Annotated in this window: 17 protein-coding genes and 1 tRNA gene; 10 read left to right on the top strand and 8 right to left on the bottom strand. The window is 71.1% G+C overall.

What is annotated here, in order from left to right; genetic code table 11:
- Positions 1-44: 44 nt before the first annotated feature.
- The 5 genes from pheT to ACYVJJ_RS13300 all read left to right on the top strand — a co-directional run bounded on the left by pheT (position 45) and on the right by ACYVJJ_RS13300 (position 4576).
- On the top strand, positions 45-2426 hold the full coding sequence (pheT, locus tag ACYVJJ_RS13320) for a phenylalanine--tRNA ligase subunit beta (RefSeq protein WP_460834259.1): 2382 nt from the start codon (positions 45-47) through the stop codon (positions 2424-2426).
- 20 nt (positions 2427-2446) lie between these two features.
- The gene (locus ACYVJJ_RS13315; protein WP_460834257.1) at positions 2447-2752 is read left to right on the top strand and encodes an integration host factor subunit alpha; all 306 of its coding nucleotides are present in this window, start codon (positions 2447-2449) and stop codon (positions 2750-2752) included.
- A complete protein-coding gene (locus tag ACYVJJ_RS13310) occupies positions 2745-3101 on the top strand; it encodes a MerR family transcriptional regulator (RefSeq protein ID WP_460834255.1) in 357 nt (118 codons plus the stop codon). Before ACYVJJ_RS13315 ends, ACYVJJ_RS13310 begins: the two co-directional genes overlap by 8 nt.
- Positions 3102-3296: 195 nt before the next feature.
- A tRNA-Pro gene (locus ACYVJJ_RS13305) sits at positions 3297-3373 on the top strand.
- A gap of 180 nt (positions 3374-3553) precedes the next feature.
- Positions 3554-4576, top strand: coding sequence for a TraB/GumN family protein (locus tag ACYVJJ_RS13300; RefSeq protein ID WP_460834253.1), 1023 nt, complete (start codon positions 3554-3556; stop codon positions 4574-4576).
- Positions 4577-4579: 3 nt separating this feature from the next.
- Here ACYVJJ_RS13300 and dxs read toward each other — a convergent pair whose 3' ends face one another.
- The 5 genes from dxs to ACYVJJ_RS13275 all read right to left on the bottom strand — a co-directional run bounded on the left by dxs (position 4580) and on the right by ACYVJJ_RS13275 (position 10910).
- Positions 4580-6481 carry a 1-deoxy-D-xylulose-5-phosphate synthase gene (gene dxs, locus ACYVJJ_RS13295; protein WP_460834251.1) on the bottom strand — a complete coding sequence of 634 codons (1902 nt, stop codon included), beginning with the start codon at positions 6479-6481 and terminating at the stop codon, positions 4580-4582.
- Between the two features lie 63 nt (positions 6482-6544).
- Entirely contained in the window at positions 6545-7780 is a 1236-nt protein-coding gene (locus ACYVJJ_RS13290; protein WP_460834249.1) for a hypothetical protein, read from the bottom strand.
- Positions 7781-7904: 124 nt separating this feature from the next.
- Entirely contained in the window at positions 7905-8561 is a 657-nt protein-coding gene (locus ACYVJJ_RS13285) for an HNH endonuclease (RefSeq protein ID WP_460834248.1), read from the bottom strand.
- Between the two features lie 63 nt (positions 8562-8624).
- On the bottom strand, positions 8625-10418 hold the full coding sequence (locus ACYVJJ_RS13280) for an acyl-CoA dehydrogenase C-terminal domain-containing protein (RefSeq protein ID WP_460834247.1): 1794 nt from the start codon (positions 10416-10418) through the stop codon (positions 8625-8627).
- 12 nt (positions 10419-10430) lie between these two features.
- The gene (locus tag ACYVJJ_RS13275) at positions 10431-10910 is read right to left on the bottom strand and encodes an LEA/WHy family protein (protein ID WP_460834245.1); all 480 of its coding nucleotides are present in this window, start codon (positions 10908-10910) and stop codon (positions 10431-10433) included.
- A 130-nt stretch (positions 10911-11040) separates the two neighbouring features.
- Between ACYVJJ_RS13275 and ACYVJJ_RS13270 the strand changes: the two genes are divergently transcribed.
- A complete protein-coding gene (locus tag ACYVJJ_RS13270; protein WP_460834694.1) occupies positions 11041-11664 on the top strand; it encodes an alpha-ketoglutarate-dependent dioxygenase AlkB in 624 nt (207 codons plus the stop codon).
- An 81-nt stretch (positions 11665-11745) separates the two neighbouring features.
- Here ACYVJJ_RS13270 and ACYVJJ_RS13265 read toward each other — a convergent pair whose 3' ends face one another.
- Positions 11746-12597 carry an SDR family oxidoreductase gene (locus ACYVJJ_RS13265; RefSeq protein WP_460834243.1) on the bottom strand — a complete coding sequence of 284 codons (852 nt, stop codon included), beginning with the start codon at positions 12595-12597 and terminating at the stop codon, positions 11746-11748.
- Positions 12598-12689: 92 nt separating this feature from the next.
- Here ACYVJJ_RS13265 and thpR point away from each other — a divergent pair, with 92 nt between their 5' ends.
- The gene (gene thpR, locus ACYVJJ_RS13260) at positions 12690-13250 is read left to right on the top strand and encodes an RNA 2',3'-cyclic phosphodiesterase (RefSeq protein ID WP_460834242.1); all 561 of its coding nucleotides are present in this window, start codon (positions 12690-12692) and stop codon (positions 13248-13250) included.
- Entirely contained in the window at positions 13247-14002 is a 756-nt protein-coding gene (locus ACYVJJ_RS13255) for a DUF72 domain-containing protein (protein WP_460834241.1), read from the top strand. The genes thpR and ACYVJJ_RS13255 overlap by 4 nt, the downstream gene beginning before the upstream one ends.
- Before the next feature lie 233 nt (positions 14003-14235).
- Here the strand turns inward: ACYVJJ_RS13255 and ACYVJJ_RS13250 are convergent, their stop codons facing one another.
- Both ACYVJJ_RS13250 and ACYVJJ_RS13245 read right to left on the bottom strand, forming a co-directional pair.
- On the bottom strand, positions 14236-15270 hold the full coding sequence (locus tag ACYVJJ_RS13250) for a YbaY family lipoprotein (RefSeq protein WP_460834239.1): 1035 nt from the start codon (positions 15268-15270) through the stop codon (positions 14236-14238).
- A 54-nt stretch (positions 15271-15324) separates the two neighbouring features.
- Positions 15325-17085 (bottom strand): M14 family metallopeptidase, encoded by a 1761-nt coding sequence (locus ACYVJJ_RS13245; protein WP_460834237.1) that lies wholly within the window; start codon positions 17083-17085, stop codon positions 15325-15327.
- Positions 17086-17178: 93 nt separating this feature from the next.
- Between ACYVJJ_RS13245 and ACYVJJ_RS13240 the strand changes: the two genes are divergently transcribed.
- Positions 17179-17811: a glutathione S-transferase family protein gene (locus ACYVJJ_RS13240; RefSeq protein ID WP_460834235.1), complete on the top strand. Its 633-nt coding sequence runs from the start codon at positions 17179-17181 to the stop codon at positions 17809-17811.
- A gap of 106 nt (positions 17812-17917) precedes the next feature.
- Positions 17918-19474, top strand: coding sequence for a POT-type proton-dependent oligopeptide transporter (locus ACYVJJ_RS13235; protein ID WP_460834233.1), 1557 nt, complete (start codon positions 17918-17920; stop codon positions 19472-19474).
- Positions 19475-19476: the final 2 nt, after the last annotated feature.

The raw sequence follows: 19476 nt of genomic DNA, 5'->3' as shown, positions 1-19476 counted from the left end.
CGCGCCGCGAACCGTCTTCCCCGCATCCCGTATTCCGAGCCCCGATGAAATTCTCCGAGAACTGGCTTCGACAGCACGTCCCCAACGGCGCGTCGCGCGACGAGCTCGCCGCCACGCTGACCGCGATCGGGCTCGAGGTGGAAGAGGTGACGCCCCTCGGCGAATCGCTCGACGGCGTCGTCGTCGGCCGGATCATCGCGGCTGAGCGCCATCCGGAAGCGGACCGCCTGCAGGTCTGCCGCGTCGACATCGGGCGCGGCGAGCCGGTGCAGATCGTCTGCGGCGCACCGAATGCGCGCGAAGGGCTGCTGGCGCCGCTCGCGACGGTGGGCTCCGCGCTGCCCGGCGGCGTCGAGATCCGCGCGGCGAAGCTGCGGGGTGTGGAGTCCCACGGGATGCTCTGCTCGGCGAAGGAACTCGGCATCGACGCCGATGCCTCGGGCCTGCTCGAGCTGCCCGGTGACGCGCCGGTCGGCGCGCGCCTGTCGCAGTACCTCGCGCTGCCGGACGCGAGCATCGAGATCAAGCTCACGCCGAACCGCGCGGACTGCTTCAGCGTGCGTGGCATCGCCTTCGACGTGGCCGCGGCGACGGGCGCGCAGGTCGCGCCGCTGGAGACGCCGGCCGTCGCGCCAGAGGGCGTATCGGAAATCGGAGTAACGCTCGATGCCGGCGCGGACGCGCCGCGCTACTGCGGCCGCGTGATCGAGGGCGTCGACGGCACGCGCGCGACGCCGGCATGGATGGCCGAGCGCCTGCGCCGCAGCGGCATCCGCCCGGTGTCGTTCCTGGTCGACGTCACCCAGTACGTGATGATCGAGCTCGGCCAGCCGATGCATGCCTTCGACCGTGCCGCGCTGCGCGGGCCGATCGGCGTGCGCCATGCGCGCGGCGGCGAGGCGCTGAAGCTGCTCGACGGCCGCGATGTCGCGCTCGATCCGCAGTTCCTCGTGGTCACCGACGCCGATCGCGCCGTCGCGCTCGCCGGCATCATGGGCGGCTTCGAAACCCGCGTGACCGAGGCGACGCGCGACGTCTTCCTCGAATCCGCGCACTTCGCGCCGTCGGCGATCATCGGCCGCGGCCGCAGGCTCGGCCTGCATACCGACGCCTCGCACCGCTTCGAGCGCGGCGTCGATCCCGAGCTTCCGCGGCAGGCGATCGAGTACGCCACGCGCCTGATCCTCGACATCGCCGGCGGCCGTCCGGGGCCGGTGGTCGAGGCGTCTCTCGATGAGCACCTGCCGGCGCCGCAGCCGATCCGACTGCGCCGCGAGCGGCTCGCGCGCGTGCTCGGCCTGCGCGTAGCGGATGCCGAGGTCGAACGCATCCTGGGCGCGCTCGGCCTGCGCGTGGAGGCCGCCGACGCCGGCTGGAGCGTCACGCCGCCGACGCGTCGCTTCGACCTCGCGATCGAGGAGGACCTGATCGAGGAGGTCGCGCGCATCCACGGCTACGACGCGATTCCCGCGACGCTGCCCGCGGGCGTAGTGCCGCTCGCGCCCTCCGCCGAAGGCACGGTCGAGCCGGCGCTCCTGCGCCAGCGCATGACCGCGCGCGACTATCTCGAAGCGATCAACTACGCCTTCATCGACGCCGCGTGGCTCGCGGCCTGGTCGATGGAGGACGGCGCCGTGGCGCTGGCGAACCCGCTGAGCGCGGAGCTCGCGGTGATGCGCACCTCCCTGCTGCCCGGGCTCGTCGCCGCCGTGGGACGCAACGTCGCGCGCCAGCAGGCGCGCGTGCGCCTGTTCGAGGTCGGCAACGTCTTCCATCGCGCGGCGGTCGACGGCGAGGCACCGCGCCACACACGCCGAATCGCAGGCGTCGCGTGCGGTCCTGTCGGCGTGGAGGAATGGGGCACGCGCGCGCGGCCGGTCGGCTTCCACGACGTGAAGGGCGACCTCGAGAGCCTCGCCGTGCTCGCGGGCGCGCGGCTCGAGTTCGTGCCGTCGCGCCGCGCTTGGGCACATCCCGGCCGCTCCGCGGACGTGCAGGTCGATGGGCAGGTGGTCGGCTGGATCGGCCAGCTGCATCCACGCCTGCAGCAGGCGCTGCAACTCGATGCCGACGTCATCGCCTTCGAGGTGGATCTCGACGCGGTGCAGGTGCGCGCGCTGCCGCGTGCGCAGGCGCTGTCGCGGTATCCGTCGGTGCGCCGCGACCTCGCGTTCGTCGTCTCCGAGCACACGGCCTGGAGCACGTTGGAGGCCGCCGTCCGGGCAGCGGCCGGTGAGGCCCTGCGCGACCTCGTCCTGTTCGACGTCTACCAGGGCAAGGGCGTCGAAACCGGTTTCAAGAGTGTCGCCATGGGCTTGATCCTGCAGGAGAAAACCCGCACTCTGACCGACCGCGACGTGGACGCCGTCGTCGGCGACGTGGTCGCCGCACTGCAGCGTGAACACGGCGCGACGATCCGTAGCTGATACCCGAAGGACGCACACCGATGACGCTGACCAAGGCCGAGATGGCCGAGCGACTGTTCGACGAGGTCGGCCTCAACAAGCGCGAGGCGAAGGAGTTCGTCGACTCGTTCTTCGACGTGCTGCGCGGTGCGCTCGAGAACGGCCGGCAGGTGAAGCTGTCGGGGTTCGGCAACTTCGACCTGCGCCGCAAGAACCAGCGGCCGGGTCGCAATCCCAAGACCGGCGAGGAGATCCCGATCTCGGCGCGCACCGTGGTCACGTTCCGCCCGGGCCAGAAGCTGAAGGAGCGCGTCGAGGCCTACACGGGGGCGGTCGACCATGCTTGATCCCGGCAGTAACAAGGAACTGCCGCCGATCCCGGCGAAGCGTTACTTCACCATCGGCGAAGTGAGCGAGCTGTGCGACGTGAAGCCGCACGTGCTGCGCTACTGGGAGACGGAGTTTCCGATGCTCAATCCGGTCAAGCGCCGGGGCAACCGCCGCTACTACCAGCGCCACGAGGTGCTGATGGTGCGGCAGATCCGCGGGCTGCTGTACGAGCAGGGCTACACCATCGGTGGCGCACGGCTGCGCCTCGAGGGCGACGGACAGAAGCAGGAATCGGCACTGAGCTCGCAGATCATCCGGCAGGTGCGGATGGAGCTCGAGGAAGTGCTTCAGCTCCTCAAGCGCTGAGCGACGGATTCGTCGCGCGCAGGCGCATCCGCTACTGCGCGAGGTCGCGGCGATCGCGTCGCCGCAAGCGAGGCGGCCGTGCGATGCGGACGATACGCCGGCTCGCGACATCAGGACCCAGCCGCGGTCATGCGCCGTGGAGTGCCGCCATCGCATCGACGCGCTATACTGCGCGCCCGCTCCGGCGGGGCCTCTCGGGGTATAGCGCAGCCTGGTAGCGCACCAGTCTGGGGGACTGGTGGTCGTCGGTTCGAATCCGGCTACCCCGACCAAACATGATCACGACGACGCCCGGCACTGCCGGGCGTTTTCGTTTCCGTGTCACCTGCGTCGCGAATGGATGTGGCGTCTCCATTGCCGATCACGCACTCTTCACGGAACTTCCTGCGCGACCGGCCGGTCAGAGCGGCGCTGCACCGGCCGTTCGCCGGTGCCCACGACAAGGAATCTCCATGCGTCTGTTCTTCGCCACCGCGGTATCGATCGCGCTGCTCGCCTCCGCCGCGTCCCATGCGCAGGCGCCGCCCGCACCCGCGGCCGAGCGGGTGCTCGACAGTGCCGTCGTGCGCGGCGTCGTGCCGGGCCCGGGGCTGTGGAAGGTTCGCAAGGGCGAGAACACGCTCTACATCCTCGGCCTGCAGTCGCCGCTGCCCAAGCGCATGGATTGGAACGCGGGGAGGGTGCGCGCGGTGATCGCGAAGGCCAACGAAGTGATCGGGGAGCCGAGCATCAGCGTGGGCAGCGACCTCGGCTTCTTCGCGAAGATGGCGCTCGTGCCGTCGCTCCTGAAGATGGGCAACAACCCCGAGGGAAAGAAGCTGAAGGACATGGTGCCCGCCGCCTCGTATGCGCGCTGGCTGGTGCTCAAGCGCCGCTACCTCGGCAGCGGCAACGGTGTCGAGAAGAAGCGCCCGATGGTCGCGGCGAACGAGCTGTTCATGGCGGCGATCCGCAAGTCAGGGCTCGACGGTCCCGAGCGCGTGCAGCGCGAGATCGATCGTGCGGTGAAGAAGCGCGGGCTCAAGCCCACGTCACCGCGGGTGGAGATCAAGATCGCCGACATCAAGGGCGCGGTCCGCGATCTGCGCGCGGCGCACCTCGCCGACCTCGACTGCTTCGAGAAGACGCTCGATCGCCTGGAGACCGACGTCGGCGCGATGCGCCTGCGTGCGAATGCGTGGGCGACCGGCGACATCGCGCGCCTGCGCGCACTGCAGCGGCCCGACCAGTTCGAGGCCTGCAAGAACGCGATCCTCAAGAGCGCGCTCGCCGAGAAGTACGGGATCGACGATGCCGAGACACAGGCACGCCAGAAGTGGCTCGCCGCGGCGGAATCGGCGCTGCGCCGCAATCGCGTCACCTTCGCGACGCTGCGGATGCGCGACCTGCTCGGCTCGGGCGGTGCCCTGGCCACGCTCGCCGCGCGCGGTTACGTCGTGGAGGAACCCGCGCCGCCGAGCGCGGCGGCGCCTTGAGAATCAGGAGGCGGCGGCGCGCGGCCCGGTGAACAGCATCGGCCAGCGCCGCAGTACGGCGTCGCGGATCCCCGCGACGTCGAGGCCCGCTTCGGCGAGCAGCTGCTCACGGCTCGCGTGGTGCTGGAAGGCATCCGGCAGGCCGAGGTGCAGAACGGGCAACGTGACGCCTTCGGCCGCGAGCAGCTCGGCGACGCCCGAGCCCGCGCCGCCCGCGACGACATTGTCCTCGAGCGTGACGAAGCCTTCGTGCGTGCGCGCGAGCTCGAGTATGAGGTCGCGGTCGAGCGGCTTCACGAAGCGCATGTTGACGACGGTCAGGCCGAGCTCGGCGCCGGCCGCTTCGGCCGCCGGCACGATCGCGCCGAAGGCGAGCAGGGCGATGCTGCCGCCGCGCCGGCGCACTTCCGCGCGGCCGATGGGCAGCGCCTCGAGCGTCGGTTCGACGGTCACCCCCGGACCCGTGCCGCGCGGGTAACGCACGGCCGCCGGGCCCATGTACTCGTGGCCGGTCGTGAGCATCTTCCGGCATTCGTTCTCGTCGGCCGGCGCCATGACCAGCATGTTCGGCACGCAGCGCAGGTAGGAGAGATCGAGGTTGCCGGCGTGCGTCGCGCCATCGGGGCCAACGACGCCTCCGCGGTCGATCGCGAACAGCACGTCGAGGTCCTGGATCGCGACGTCGTGCACGAGCTGGTCGTAGCCGCGTTGCAGGAAAGTGGAATAGATCGCGCAGACCGGCTTCGCGCCCTCGCACGCCATGCCCGCGGCGAGTGTCACCGCATGCTGCTCGGCGATGGCCACGTCGAAATAGCGCTCGGGGAATTCGCGCGAGAAGCGCACCAGGCCCGAGCCTTCGCGCATCGCGGGCGTGATGCCCATCAGGCGCGGGTCGGCGGCGGCCATGTCGCAGATCCAGTCGCCGAACACATCGGTGTACGCCGGCTTCTTCACGCCACCCTTGGCGACCAGGCCCTTGGCGGGATCGAACGGCGAGACCGCGTGGTAGCCGATCTGGTCGCCTTCGGCGAGCTCGTAGCCCTTGCCCTTGGTCGTGATGATGTGGAGCAGTTGCGGGCCCTTGAGGCCCTGCAGCGTCTTGAGCGTGGAAACGAGGGCGGCCATGTCGTGGCCGTCGATGGGGCCGGTGTAGTGGAAGCCCATCTCCTCGAACAGCGTGGACGGAACGAACATGCCCTTCCAGTGCTCTTCCCAGCGGCGCACGAACTTCGCGGCGGGCCTGTCCTTGTCGCCGAGCAGCTTCTTGCCGCCCTCGCGGATCGCATTGAGCGTGCGGTTGCCGGTGAGGCGTCCGAGCATCTTCGTCAGCGCGCCGACGTTCTCGCTGATCGACATCTGGTTGTCGTTGAGGATCACCAGGATGTTCGGCTCGGGCTCCATGCCGCCGGCGTGCATCATCGCCTCGAAGGCCATGCCGGCCGTCATCGCGCCGTCCCCGATCACCGCGACGACCTTGCGCTCGTCGTTCATGCGCTGCAGTGCGATCGCCATGCCGAGCGCGGCGGAGATCGACGTCGACGAGTGGCCGACACCGAACGTGTCGTATTCGGATTCCTCGCGCTTGGGGAACGGCGCGACGCCGCCGGCCTGCTTGACGGTATGGATGACGTCGCGGCGGCCGGTGAGGATCTTGTGCGGATACGTCTGGTGGCCGACGTCCCAGACCAGGCGGTCGACCGGCGTGTCGTACAGCCAGTGCAGCGCCACGGTGAGTTCGATGACCCCGAGGCCGGCGCCGAAGTGGCCGCCCACGAGGGCGACCTGCTCGATCAGGTAGGCACGGAGCTCGTCCGCGATGGCCGGCAGCTCGTCCTCGCCGAACTGGCGCAGGTCGGCGGGAACGGCAATGCGGGAGAGGCGCGGGTAACGCTGCGGGTCGATCATCGGAGCAGCCGGAAAAACGAACCGCTCATTGTCCCGCCGCCGCCCGGGCCGGGCAAGGCGGCGTCAGCGGCCGCGCAGTCGCCCGAACAGGCCGCCGGACTTCGTCGCCTCGGGCTCGGGTTCCGGTTCGCGGTACGGTTCCGCGAACCCGGTCGCCAGGCTCGCATTGACGAAGTCGGCGACGTCCGAATCGGGCACGCTGCTGGCCTGCGCGACTTCGGCGATCGTCGCCGGGCCCTTCATCATCGCGGTCGCGATGCGGAAGTGCTTCGGGAACTCGCGTTCGGTCTGCGGCCACTTGAGCAGGCGGAAGCGGTCGCCCGCGTCGTAGCCGGGGGCGAGGCGCCCGCCACCGGCGAGCAACGCGCCGTACCAGACGAGTCGTGCGAGCGGCTGCGGTGCACCGAGCGCGGCGGTCTGCGCGGACCAGACGTCGGGATTCACCGGCTCGAAGTCCGCGAGCGAGACGGTCCGCGCGAACAGCGGTGCGAGCGGCTTGAGCGCGGTCGGGCCGTAGTACTGGCGCTGCTCGGCATCCACCAGCACGGACTGGCTCTCGGCGGCGAAGCGCAAGCGTCCACGCAGGCGACCCGAGGCGAGCCACTCGGTAAGGGACTGCGGCTCGGCGGAGCGTGTCGGTGCCGGCGCAGGTGCACGCGCCGGTTCGGCGACGGGGGCGGGCGCGGGCGCCGCCGGTGGGGTGGGCTCGCTCGGGCGCGGTGGCGCGACGGGCGACGGCGTGGCCGGCACGTGCGGCTCGACCGTCGCGGCGGGTGGCACGACCTGCGCGACCGCCGAACTGGGCGGTTCGATCGCGGGCTTCGCAGGCTCGACGATCGCCTCCGGATTGACCGGGAGCTCCGCCGAGCGGGCCGCGATCGGGAGTTCCTCGGGGAGCTGGTCACCGGGCTGCGGCGAGGGCGTCATGCCGGAGGGCACCGATGCCGCCGGCGCTTCGACCACTGCTGGCGGCACGGGCGTATCGATCGGCGTGTCGCCGCGCATCTCGCGCAGCAGCGCCGCGAGTTCGTCGGCATGGACCGGCCGGCCCAGCCGGAACGGTGTCTGCGTTCGCGCGGAGGACGTCAGCCCGATCACCTGCTTACCGGCCGCATGCAGGCGCAGCCAGCTCATCGGGCCGTACATGCTGTCCATGTCCACGACGACGTAGTCGGCATGCGTGTCCGGCACGAGTTGCCAGCCGCCGCCGGCGACGGGCAGCGCCTGTTCGAACGCGCGCCGGAGTTCGCTCTCCGTCGATGCGTCCATGCCGGTGAAGCCGAGAGTCAGAACGGCCATACGTCTCTGCCTGGGATTTGACCCGAGTGTCGCGGCCGCGACGCCCGTACGTCAACGCGCGCTGAACGCGGGATACGGGCTTCGGCGGCCGGCGCGGCGAAAGTGTGAGAGCGCTCCCAATCGCTCAGACGGCGATCCGGCTGTGGCGCGGCAGTTGCGACTTCAGGAATTCCATCTGGTCCGCGAGGATGTGCCGGTTCGACAGGATCAGGTGCTCGATCCAGCTGGGCCGGTAGGGCACCGCGAGCAGCGGCATGCCGGCCTGCTGCGGTGTGCGGTTGCGCTTGCGCGAATTGCACGGGAAGCACGCGGAGACGACGTTCTCCCAGACATCCCGGCCGCCCTTGGACAATGGCATGACGTGGTCGCGGGTGAGCAGCGTGCGACTGAACGGGTGGCCGCAGTACAGGCACAGGTGCGCGTCGCGGGCGAACAGCGCGGGGTTGGTCAGCGTCGGCGTCGGGTTGAGCGCGTGCGCGCGGGCCCGGCCGCGGGTGGCAACGATGGGATGCAGCTCGATGAGGCTTTGCGCGCCGGTGCGCCGGGATTGGCCGCCATGCACGCGCAGGCATGGCTCGCCGAGTGTCCAGGCGACGGCGCCGCGGGCGTACAGGCAGGTGGCGTCGTGCCAGTGCAGCCAGTCGAGGACATGGCCGTGGGCGTCGAGCGCGAGCAGTCGCACGCCGTCGAGCGGATGCAGCGTGGCGGGCCGCGGCGATGCATCGGCCGGCGACGCGGCGTCGCGGTCGATCGTCCAGAGGCGCGCGGGGCGGGCGTCCATGGCCCGAGCTTATAACGCGTCCGTGACGGTCGTGCGCGCGACGGCCGCCACGGACTGTTCGATTCAGCGGCCGAGGTCGAAGGCCTCGTCGTCGAGCGACATCAACGGCGCGGCGCCGCTCCGGATCGCCGCGGCATGCGTGAGGCGGCGCGGCAGCAGGCGGTCGAAATAGAAGCGTGCGGTCTCGTGCTTGGCACGGGCGAATGCCTCCGTCGTCGTGCCGCGGGCGGCGACCGCACTGCGCAGCCACCAGTAGGCGAGGCAGGCGTAGCCGGAATACATCAGGTAGTCGAATGCCGCCGCGCCGAGCTCGTTGGGATCGGCTTCCGCATGACGCGCGATCTCGACGCTCAGGCCCTGCCACTCGGCCGCGACGTCGAGCAGGGCTTGCGCATGGGCGGCCAGAGCGGGATCGTCGCGATGGGCCTCGGCGAAGGCGCGCATGCGCTGGATCATGACCCGCAGCCCGGCGCCCTTCTGCAGCATCACCTTGCGGCCGAGCAGGTCGAGCGCCTGGATGCCGGTGGTGCCCTCGTAGAGCGTGGTGATGCGGGCGTCGCGCGCGAGCTGCTCCATGCCGTGCTCGTGGATGTAGCCGTGCCCGCCGAAGCACTGCAGCGCATCGTACGTGCACTCGATGCTCCACTCGGTCAGGCAGGCCTTCACGATCGGCGTGAGGAAACCGACGAGGGCGTCGGCCTCGGCGCGCTCCTCCTCGGTCGGGCCGTGCGCGGCGATGTCGATCTGCAGGGCGGCGTCGTAGGCGAGCGCGCGGCCTCCCTCGACCAGTGCCTTGCACGTCAGCAACATGCGGCGCACGTCCGGGTGGACGATGATCGGGTCGGCGGGCTTGTCCGGGCGCTTCGCGCCGCCGGCAGCGCGCATCTGCAGGCGATCGCGGCTGTAGCCGAGCGCGTTCTGGAACGCGCGGTCGGACAGGCCAAGGCCCTGCAGGCCCACTGCGAGGCGCGCGGTGTTCATCATCACGAACATCGCCGCGAGGCCCTTGTGCGGCTCGCCGACGAGAAAGCCGTCGGCGCCGTCGAAGTTCATCACGCACGTGGCGGAGCCGTGGATGCCCATCTTGTGCTCGAGGCTGCCGCAGCGCAGCGTGTTGCGCCCGCCGAGCGAGCCGTCACGCGCCACGCGCACCTTCGGCACGATGAAGAGCGAGATGCCGCGGCTTCCGGCCGGCGCGTCGGGCAGGCGCGCGAGCACCAGGTGCAGGATGTTGTCGGTGAAGTCGTGCTCGCCGGCGGTGATGAAGATCTTCGTGCCGGTGATCGCATAGGTGTCGTCGCCGCGCGGCTCGGCACGCGTGCGCAGCAGGCCGAGGTCGCTGCCGCAGTGCGGCTCGGTGAGGCACATGGTGCCGGTCCAGCGCCCTTCGACCAGCGGCTTGAGGAAGACCTCGCGCTGCCAGTCGGTGCCGTAATGGGCGAGGGCTTCCGTCGCGCCGTGCGAGAGCAGGGGGAAGTTGCCCCAGGCGAGGTTCGCGGCGTCGATCATTTCCTTCAGCGGGAAGCCAGCGGCGTGCGGCAGGCCTTGGCCGCCGAGTTCCGGTGGCGAGACGAGGCCGGTCCAGCCGCCTTCGACGTACTGTGCATACGCCTCGCGGAAGCCGGGCGGGGTGGTGACCTGCCCGGTGGCGGCGTCGAAGCTGCAGCCGATCTCGTCGCCCACGCGATTGAGCGGCGCGAGCACGGTGGTCGCGAAGCGCGCACCTTCCTCGAGGACGGCGTCGAGCAGCTCGCGGGTCGCATCGGCGAAGCCGAGGCGTGCGAACACCTGCTCGGCGCCGAGCAGGTCGAACATCACGAAGCGCATGTCGGCGAGCGGGGCGTCATAGCGGCTCATGCGGGGTCTCCGTCAGCGCAGCACGCCGGGCAGGCCGGGCGCGGGGCTCAGTGAATTGCGGCGGTCGATGCGGAACGTGCGCGCGCGGCCCTCGTCGGGCGTGGCCACGATCTCGCCCGTGAGCACGTAGGGCACGTCGCGCCGAGTGGCGAGGGCGTCGGCGACCGCGAGCTTTGCGCCCGCGGACGGCTGCAGCACGAGGTTGACCACGTCGGCGGCCTCGGGCCCGATGCCGACGGCCGGCGCGGCGCCGACGTCGCCGGCGGACTCGCCCGCGATCGTCAGCGCGAGGGCGACGCGGTCGAAGCGCATCGGGATGCTGCTGAAGTTGTCGAGCCGCAGCGCGACGTCCCAGCGCCCGTCGGCGCGCACGGTGAGCTGCTGGATCTGCGCCGAGGGTTCGGAGACGCGGCGCACCGGGCCGCTGGCGCAGGCCGCGAGCAGCAGGGCGAGACCGGAGAGGACGACGAGCCTGTGCAGGACGTGACGCATTCGGGAGGTTCCGCGGGGGCAGGGTGCGTCGAGCATACCCGCGCGCATGGACGTCGCGCGCATCGCTGCGCCGCGTCCACGGGACGGTCCGTTCACCGGCGCGACGCCGTCGCCGGGCGATGCTCCGGCCATGGAGCCGAGCCAGCCCGCCCTCTTCGCCGTGCCCGAGCAGGTGCTGTTCGAGGACGCCGAATGCGGGATCCGCTACCGGCCCGGGCTGGTGGACGCGGGCCTCGCGCGGGAATGGTTCGAGACGCTGCACGGGCAGGTGCGCTGGCGGGCCCTGCAGCGCGAGATGTACGAGCGCACGGTCGACGTGCCGCGCCTGATCGCGGCCTACAACCTGCCGGCCGCCGATGCGCCCGCAGCGCTGCTCGCCGCCGAGCGCGCCGTGCGGAGCGCCGTCGATGCGCCGTTCGACAGCGTCGGCCTGAACCTCTATCGCGACGGGCGTGACAGCGTGGCCCCGCACAACGACACGCTGCATGCGCTCGCACCCGGCCAACCGATCGCGCTGCTCTCGCTCGGCGCGGTGCGCGACATGGTGATCTCGCCCAAGCCGGGCGTGCCGGGACGCCGCGTCCGCCTGCCGCTCGAGCCGGGCAGCCTGCTGCTGATGAGCCATGCGGCGCAGCTGACGCACGACCACGGGGTGCCGAAGACGCGGCATCCGACGGGGGCGCGGATCAGCCTCGCATTCCGGGTCCGGCGTCCGGGCGGAGACCTGCTGCGCGGCTATCGCGCGCAGGCTTAGCGGCGCGCGGGCTGCGTACGGCCTGCGCGACGCACTGCGCGCGGTTACACCGACGCCGCGATGCCGATGCGCTCCTCGGCGTCAGCCGGAGTAGTCGCCGCCATTGACGTGGATGAACGTGCCGGTGATGTAGCTGCTGTCCTCGCTCGCCAGGAAGACGTATGCCGGGCCGAGTTCGCTCGGCTGGCCCGGGCGGCCCATCGGCGTGTTCTTGCCGAATTCCTTCTGCTTCTTCTTGTCGAAGGTGGACGTGATCAGCGGCGTCCAGATCGGCCCGGGCGCGACGCCGTTCACGCGGATGCCGCGCTTGATCACGTTCTTGGCCAGCGAGTACGTGAAGCTCTCGATGGCGCCCTTGGTGCTCGAGTAGTCGAGCAGGTCGGGGCTGCCGCGGAAGGACGTCACCGAGCCCGTGTTGATGATCGCGTCGCCCTCGCTCAGGTGCTCGAGCGCGAACCGGGTGATGAAGAAGTACGGATACACGTTGTTCTCGAAGGTGGTCTTCAGCTGCTTGGCGCTGACGTCCTCGAGCGCCTCCTGCTGCACGTGGTCGGCGAGGTTGTTGACCAGCACGTTGAGCCCGCCGAGCTTGCCGACGGTCTGCTCGACGGCCCAGCGGCAGCGCGCCTCGCTGCGCGCATCGCCGCGCAGCAGCAGGCCGCGACGGCCCTCGGCCTCGATCATGCGCAGCGTGTCGCGCGCATCGTCGTCCTCGTCGAGATACATGATCGCCACGTCCGCGCCCTCGCGCGCGAAGTGCACGGCGACCGAGCGCCCGATGCCGCTGTCGCCGCCGGTGATCAGCGCGACCCGGCCCTCGAGCTTGCCGCTGCCGCGATAGCTGTCGCGGATCGTTTCCGGCTGCGGGCCCATCGGGCGCTGGCGGCCCGGCTCGGTGAGCTTCTTGACGGCGGACTTCTTGCTGGTGGCCATGCGTATCCCTCCGGTGGTCGGCGCGATCATGGAAACCGCGTCGTCGGGGCCGCATGAAGCCGTCGCGACATGCGGCTGCCTAGACTGGCCGCATGACCGACGACCCCAGCGCAGTGGAGCGGCCGGGCGAAGCGCATCGCCTGTTCCTCGCCCTGTGGCCCGACGACGACGTCCGCGCCGCGCTCGATCGCGCGACCGACGCCGTGGACGCGTTCCGCGGGCAGGGCCGACGCGTCGCGACCGCGAAGCTGCACATCACGCTGCACTTCCTGGGCGGCGGGCCGGCTTCGCCCGAGGCAACGATCGGGCGTGTGCGTGCCGCGGTGGGGGACGTGTGTGCGCGGGGGTTCCACCTCGTGATCGACCATGCCGGCAGCTTCCACGGCGCCCGCGTCGGTTGGCTGGCGCCGGGCGGCAACTCGGGGCTCGACGCGCTCTGGTCGGATCTCGGCCATGTGCTCGACGCGGCGGGCATCGAGGCACGGCGGCACGAGCGCTTCGCGCCGCACGTCACGGTGCTGCGTGCGTTCCACGGCCGCGTCGACGACGTGCCGATCGAGCCGATCTCGTGGCCCGTGCAGGAATTCGTGCTCGTCCACAGCCACGGCGGCCGCTACGACGTCGTCGAGCGCTGGCCGCTGGAGCCCGCATGAGCGTCGCGGCGCCCATGATGCAGGCGGCGATCGGCTGCGCGGGCTGGAGCATCCCGGGCGCGCTGGCCACGGCGTTCCCGGGGCCGGGCACGCACCTGGAGCGGTATGCGCGACGCTTCCGCGCGGTCGAGATCAATTCGTCGTTCTACCGCCCGCACCAGCCAAAAACCTATGCGAAGTGGGCCTCGCAGGTGCCGGACGGCTTCCGTTTCGCGGTCAAGTTCCCCCGCGCGGCGACGCACGAGTCGCGGCTGCGGGAGCCGGGCGCGATCGTCGACGCCTTCGCCCTGCAGGTGGCCGAGCTCGGCGACCGGCTCGGGCCGGTGCTCGTGCAGTTGCCGCCGAGCCTGCACTTCGATGCGCCGGTCGCGGACGCGTTCTTCGCCGCCATCCGCGAGCGGATCGCCACGCCGGTGGTCTGCGAGCCGCGGCATGCCTCGTGGTTCGCGCCGGAGCTCGACGCGTTCTGGGTGCGGCATGCGGTGGCGCGGGTCGCCGCGGACCCCGCACGCGTCCCCGAGGCGGCGATCGCCGCGGGCGCAGGGCCCGTGCGCTACTGGCGCCTCCATGGCTCGCCCGCGGTGTACTACGACGCCTATGGCGAGTCCCGGCTCGCGCCCTGGGCCGACGATATCCGCGCTGCACGCGATGCGGGCTTCGAGTGCTGGGTGATCCTCGACAACACCGCGCTCGGGCACGCGCCGGTCGACGCGATGCGGCTCCAGGCGATGCTGGAGGCGGGCGGCGGCTGAGCGGATGCACTGTGTCGTGGTGCAGTGTCGCTGCGGACACCGGCTGAAGCGGTCGCGAATTCGGGGTCGTATTGGGCATCGACGAAGCGGTACGCGAGGACGATGCCACCGCCGGCGCGAGCGGGCGGGCGGGTCCTGTCGGCGGAGGCGACGGCATGCCCCGGCACGGGGAGCGTGCAACGTCGTGCAGCATTCGCCCGCCCGTCCGGCAACCGCGGTGTTGGGGGCCGACCTCAGTCGGCCAGATACGCGCCGCAGCCCTCGTAGCGGCGGCCGCCCGCCTGCAGGCTCACCGTGGTCTCGAAGCGCTGACCGCTCATGCCGTCGGTGCACGGCCGGCGCTGCACGGCGAGCTCGATCGCCGTGCCGGACGCGTCGACCGCCGTGAAACCGGACGCGTTCGACTCGACGCGGGTGGCGAGCAGCTGGAGCTCGCCATAGTCGAGCGTGGCGCGCAGTGCCGGCGCCGCGTCGCGATCGACCTCGACGAACCAGCCGGGTTCGTTCCCCACCGCGCGGAAGTCGATGCCGGAGGCGAGCGCGGCATTCCAGGGCGAGGGCTGGCGCGCGGGCACGCAGTCGCGTGCGGGCTCGCCACGCAGCGAGAGTTGCGCGGTGTCGCCCGAGGTGCGGAACGCGCTGCCGCCCGCATCCGTGAACCCGCCGTCCGCGCCGCGTTGCATGCGCCAGCGCGCGCCGTTGGCCGCGAGTTCCATCGCATCGCCCGTGCGGCGCGCCATCACGCCGAGGTCGCCGCATTCCCAGTGCATGAGGGCCGCAGGGCCGGCGGCCAGGCCGCCGCCGGCAGCCGCGTCCGCTGCACGATGCATCAGCAGCTCCACCGCGGTGCCCTCGCCGGGCACCACCGGGACCGGTGCGGGCGTGGCGAACCAGCGCTCGCCGTCGGGCCCGACCAGCATCGCGCGCAACGCGTAGCGGCCGGCGGCGGGCACGCGCGCCGGTTGGTACGGGAGCGAGAACGGCATGGGCGGCCCCGCGACGTCGCGCACGGACGTCCTCGCGAGCACCGCGCCCGATGCCGCGTCGACGAGCTCGACGTCGAGGCGCGCGCCCGGGGGCGTCTTGATGCGCTCGCGATAGGTGGCTTCGCCGAGGATGACGAAGTCCGACGGGCGCTCCCGCGGCGCATCCGCGGCGCCGGGGGCGGGGCGATCGACGATGGGCGCGGGTACGCGGTCGGTCCCGGGGCCGCCCGCCTGGCAGGCGGCAAGCAGGACGGTGCCGGCGACGGCGGCGAGGCTCTTCATGGCGGACCTCCGGAAACGAGGCGCCACGCTAGCGGGAACCGCGTTGAGCGGGCGTCACCGCGGCGCGGTGTCGACCCGCAGCACGGGATAGAGCCCGTAGCGATCGTCCCAGGCGCTGTGGCGGCGATAGAAGAACTCCAGGCGCGCCTGCGGGCTCTTCGCGAACTCCGCGTCCTCGCGCAGGCGCTGCTCGAAGGCGGAACGCAGGGCGGGGTCGGCGGCGAGCATCTTTTCCGCCTCTTCCTCGGCCACGTAGTCCTCCATGTATTCCTTGCGCTCGAAGGCGGTGTTGAAGCCGCCCCAGCCGGCGATCGCATCGGGCGCGTTCGGCTCGAGCAGGCCCATCGCGAGGCGCGACTTCGCCTGGTCGATCGGGACGAACAGCGCACCCGGGCCCACCGTCGCCTGCGTGGGTGCCCAGCCGCCGTCGAGCGTCAGGCGCTGGTGGCCTTCGACGGAATCGGCCGCGAAGCGGATCGTCGCCGCGCGCCAGCCCTGTGCGGCGATGTCGCGCGCGCCGGCAAGGCGCTCGTAGCGAACGCCATGGACGTCAAGCAGATCGGCCACGCGCGCCGCCCAGGCCGCGGGAACGACGTAGCCCGCACCCGGAGCCATCGCCGTCGTACCCGCCGTGATCGTGTCGCGCAGGGGGATCTTCCAGACCTGCGGCCTAGTCTCGTCGTAACGCGTCATCAGCGCGCCGGACACCGCGGACGGCGTGCGCGTGTAGGCGTAGCCGCGGAAGTCGACGATGCGGCTCGCGTCGGTCGCCTGGTAGTCGAGCGGCACGGCCTGCCCGGCGAGGCGGGCGGCGCGCTCGTCCGCGCCTCGAGCGAGGTCGCGCCAGCGTGTGCCGTCGCGCGCGGCCTGCTCGGCGACCGCGAGCACGGTGTTGCGCGTCACCTTCACGCGGTGTGCGTACGGGCGCCAGGAGTGCGTCTCCACCAGCATGCCCATGCGATTGCGCAGCGGCATGTAGCCGTGCGAGAAGCGCGGCGTGGCGACGCCGTCGACGAAGCCGGACGTCGGATCGTCGTTGACGACGAAGGACGGGTAGTAGGGCAGGGGCAGCGAGCCCTGCCGCGCGAGCCGGCCGATCGTCCCGGTGCGCAGGGCGAGGCCGGCGGCGCGGAGCTGTTCGTCGCCCGAGTGGATCGGCTCGACCTGGATCGAGACGTCGTGCTCGAACTTGGCGCCGTCGGTCACGTGCAGGTCGACGTAGACCAGCGGATCCCAGCGCTCCATGAGGGTGAGCATCGCGCGCATTTCGGGCGCGTCGGCTTTCATGTAGTCGCGGTTGAGGTTGAGGTTCTGCGCGGTGGCGCGCCAGCCCATCTCCTCGGGTCCGCGCTGGTTCGGGCGGTTCCAGGCCTTGAACCGCTCATGGCCGTCGACGTTGAACACCGGCACGAACAGGAAGACCTGGCCGTCGAGCGCGGTCTTCGCAGCGCGGCGGTCGAGCATGTCGCGCAGGGCGAGGAAGCCCGCGTCCTTGCCGTCGATCTCGCCGGCGTGGATGCCGCCCTGCACGAGGGTGACCGGCAGCCCGCGCTCGCGCGCCGCCTCGGGCGTGAACGCACCGGTGCGCGTGGCGACCAGCAGCTTCATCGGTCGGCCTTCGGGCGTGGTGCCGAACGTCTCGCAGCGCACGGCCTGCGGATAGCGCTGCGCATAGGCGTCGCATAGCGCGATGACCTCGTCGTAGCGGCCCGTGCGGGCGAAGCCGGTCCGCTCGGCGGTCGTCGCAAGCGGGTCGGCGGCGAAGGCGGGCAGTGCGAGGGTGGCGAGCAGGGCGACGTGCAGCAGACGGGGCATCGTGGACGACCGGCGAGGGGATCGTCCGATGGTAGCGGAGCGATGCGGCGTGGCCGCATGCCATCATCGCGACACCGTTTCCGGAGCCGCGACATGCCCGTCCTGTACTACTCGCCCGGCGCGGCGAGCCTCGTCGTCCACTGGCTGCTGATCGAGCTCGACCTGCCGCACGAGCTTCGCCTCGTCGACACCCAGGCCGGCCAGCAGAAGAGCCCGGAGTACCTTGCGCTCAATCCGAACGGCGTGGTGCCGACACTGGTCGAGGAGGGTCGCGCACGTTTCGAGGCCGCCGCGCTCGCGATGATGCTCGCCGACCGCCATCCGCAGGCCGGGTTCGCGCCGACGCTCGACGATCCCGCCCGCGCCGACTACGTGCAGTGGATGTTCCACCTCGCCAATGCCGTGCAGCCCCTGTTCCGGATCTGGTGGTACCCGCACGAGCCGGCCGGCCCCGACCAGGCGACCGCGGTGCGCGAGCACGTGATCCCGCGCATCGAGGCGGCCTGGCAGCGGCTCGACGACCACCTTGCGGCGAACGGGCCGTACCTGCTCGGCGAGCGGCTCTCCGCGGCGGACTTCTACCTCGCCATGCTGCTACGCTGGTCGCGCGGCATGCCGCGACCGGGCGATACCTGGCCGCATCTCGGCGCGCTCGCCGCGCGCCTGAAGGCGCGGCCCTCCTTCGCGACGCTCTACGCGCACGAAGGCCTCACCGAATGGGCCTGAGCCCCGCAACCGCCTGAACGATCCCGCGGCGCCCGCCAGGGCGGGCCCGGTCGTTAGCGGCCGGGCCTGCGTTAGGCTTGGCGCCTCGCATCCGCAGGACCGCTCCATGGCGCAGAACGTCGAAGCCCAGGCCGCACAGGGGCGCATGCCCCGCCAGATCCCCTACATCATCGGCAACGAGGCGTGCGAGCGCTTCAGCTTCTACGGGATGCGCAACATCCTGGTGCCGTTCCTCGTCACGAGCATGATGCTGGCCTACGCGCCGCTGGCCGAGCGCGAGGGGCTCGCGAAGGAGATCTTCCACACCTTCGTGATCGGCGTGTACTTCTTCCCGCTGATCGGCGGCTGGATCTCCGACCGCTTCTTCGGCAAGTACAACACCATCTTCTGGCTGTCGGTCGTCTACGTGATCGGCCACGCCTGCCTCGCATTGTTCGAGGACAACCGCACGGGCTTCTATACGGGCCTGTTGCTGATCGCGATCGGCTCCGGCGGCATCAAGCCGCTCGTCTCGGCCTTCGTCGGCGACCAGTTCGACCAGACCAACAAGGCCAAGGCGAAGATCGTCTACGACGCCTTCTACTGGACGATCAACTTCGGCAGCTTCTTCGCCTCGCTGCTGATGCCGTACTTCCTGAAGAACTACGGGCCGTCGGTCGCCTTCGGCATCCCGGGCCTGTTGATGCTGGTCGCGCTGATCATCTTCTGGATGGGGCGCGAGAAGTACGTGCGCATGCAGCCGGCGCCACCGAATCCCGACTCGTTCGCCAACGTGGTGCGCACGGCGCTCACCGCGCCGGGCGGTCGCGGCGGGATGATGATCGCGATGGTCGGCGTGCTGGCGTCGATCGTGAGCTTCGCCTTCATCGGCACGCTCGGCTTCGTATCGTCGTTCTGCCTCGCGCTGGTCTTCCTCATCGCCTTCGGTGGCTGGGGCGCCTCACGCAACCTGCAGCTCGCGCGCGGCCGGCATCCTGACGCGGCGGTCGACGGCGTGCGCGCGGTCCTGCGCATCCTGATCGTGTTCGCGTTGGTCACGCCGTTCTGGTCGCTGTTCGACCAGAAGGCCTCCACCTGGGTGCTGCAGGGCCAGGAGATGACCAAGCCCGAGTGGTTCCAGGCAGCGCAGATGCAGGCGCTGAACCCGTTGCTGGTGATGCTGATCATCCCCTTCAACAACCTGGTGCTGTACCCGGCGCTGCGCCGGATGGGCTTTGAGGTCACCGCGCTGCGCCGCATGGGCTGGGGCATCGCGTTCTCCGGGCTGGCCTGGATCGTGGCCGGCGCGCTGCAGCTCGCGCTCGACGGCGGCGACCCGGTGTCGATCGTCTGGCAGGTGCTGCCGTACGCGCTGCTCACCTTCGGCGAGGTGCTCGTCTCCGCGACCGGGCTGGAGTTTGCCTACAGCCAGGCGCCTCAGCCGATGAAGGGCACGATCATGTCCTTCTGGCTGCTGTCGGTGACCGTCGGCAACCTGTGGGTGCTGCTGACCAACACGGCGCTGCGCAACGACACGGTCTCCGCGCAGGTCGCCGCCATGGGCCTGAGCGAGAACGCCTTCCTGATGTTCTTCTTCGCCGGCTTCGCACTGGTGGTGGCCGCGATATTCGGGCTGTACGCCAAGCGCTACCCGATGCAGGACCACTACCGGGCGGCGGCCTGACC

The organism is Lysobacter humi (ex Lee et al. 2017), assembly GCF_054781815.1.
Note: the sequence above shows the minus strand (reverse complement) of the source record. Positions and strands in the feature narration are given on the sequence as shown.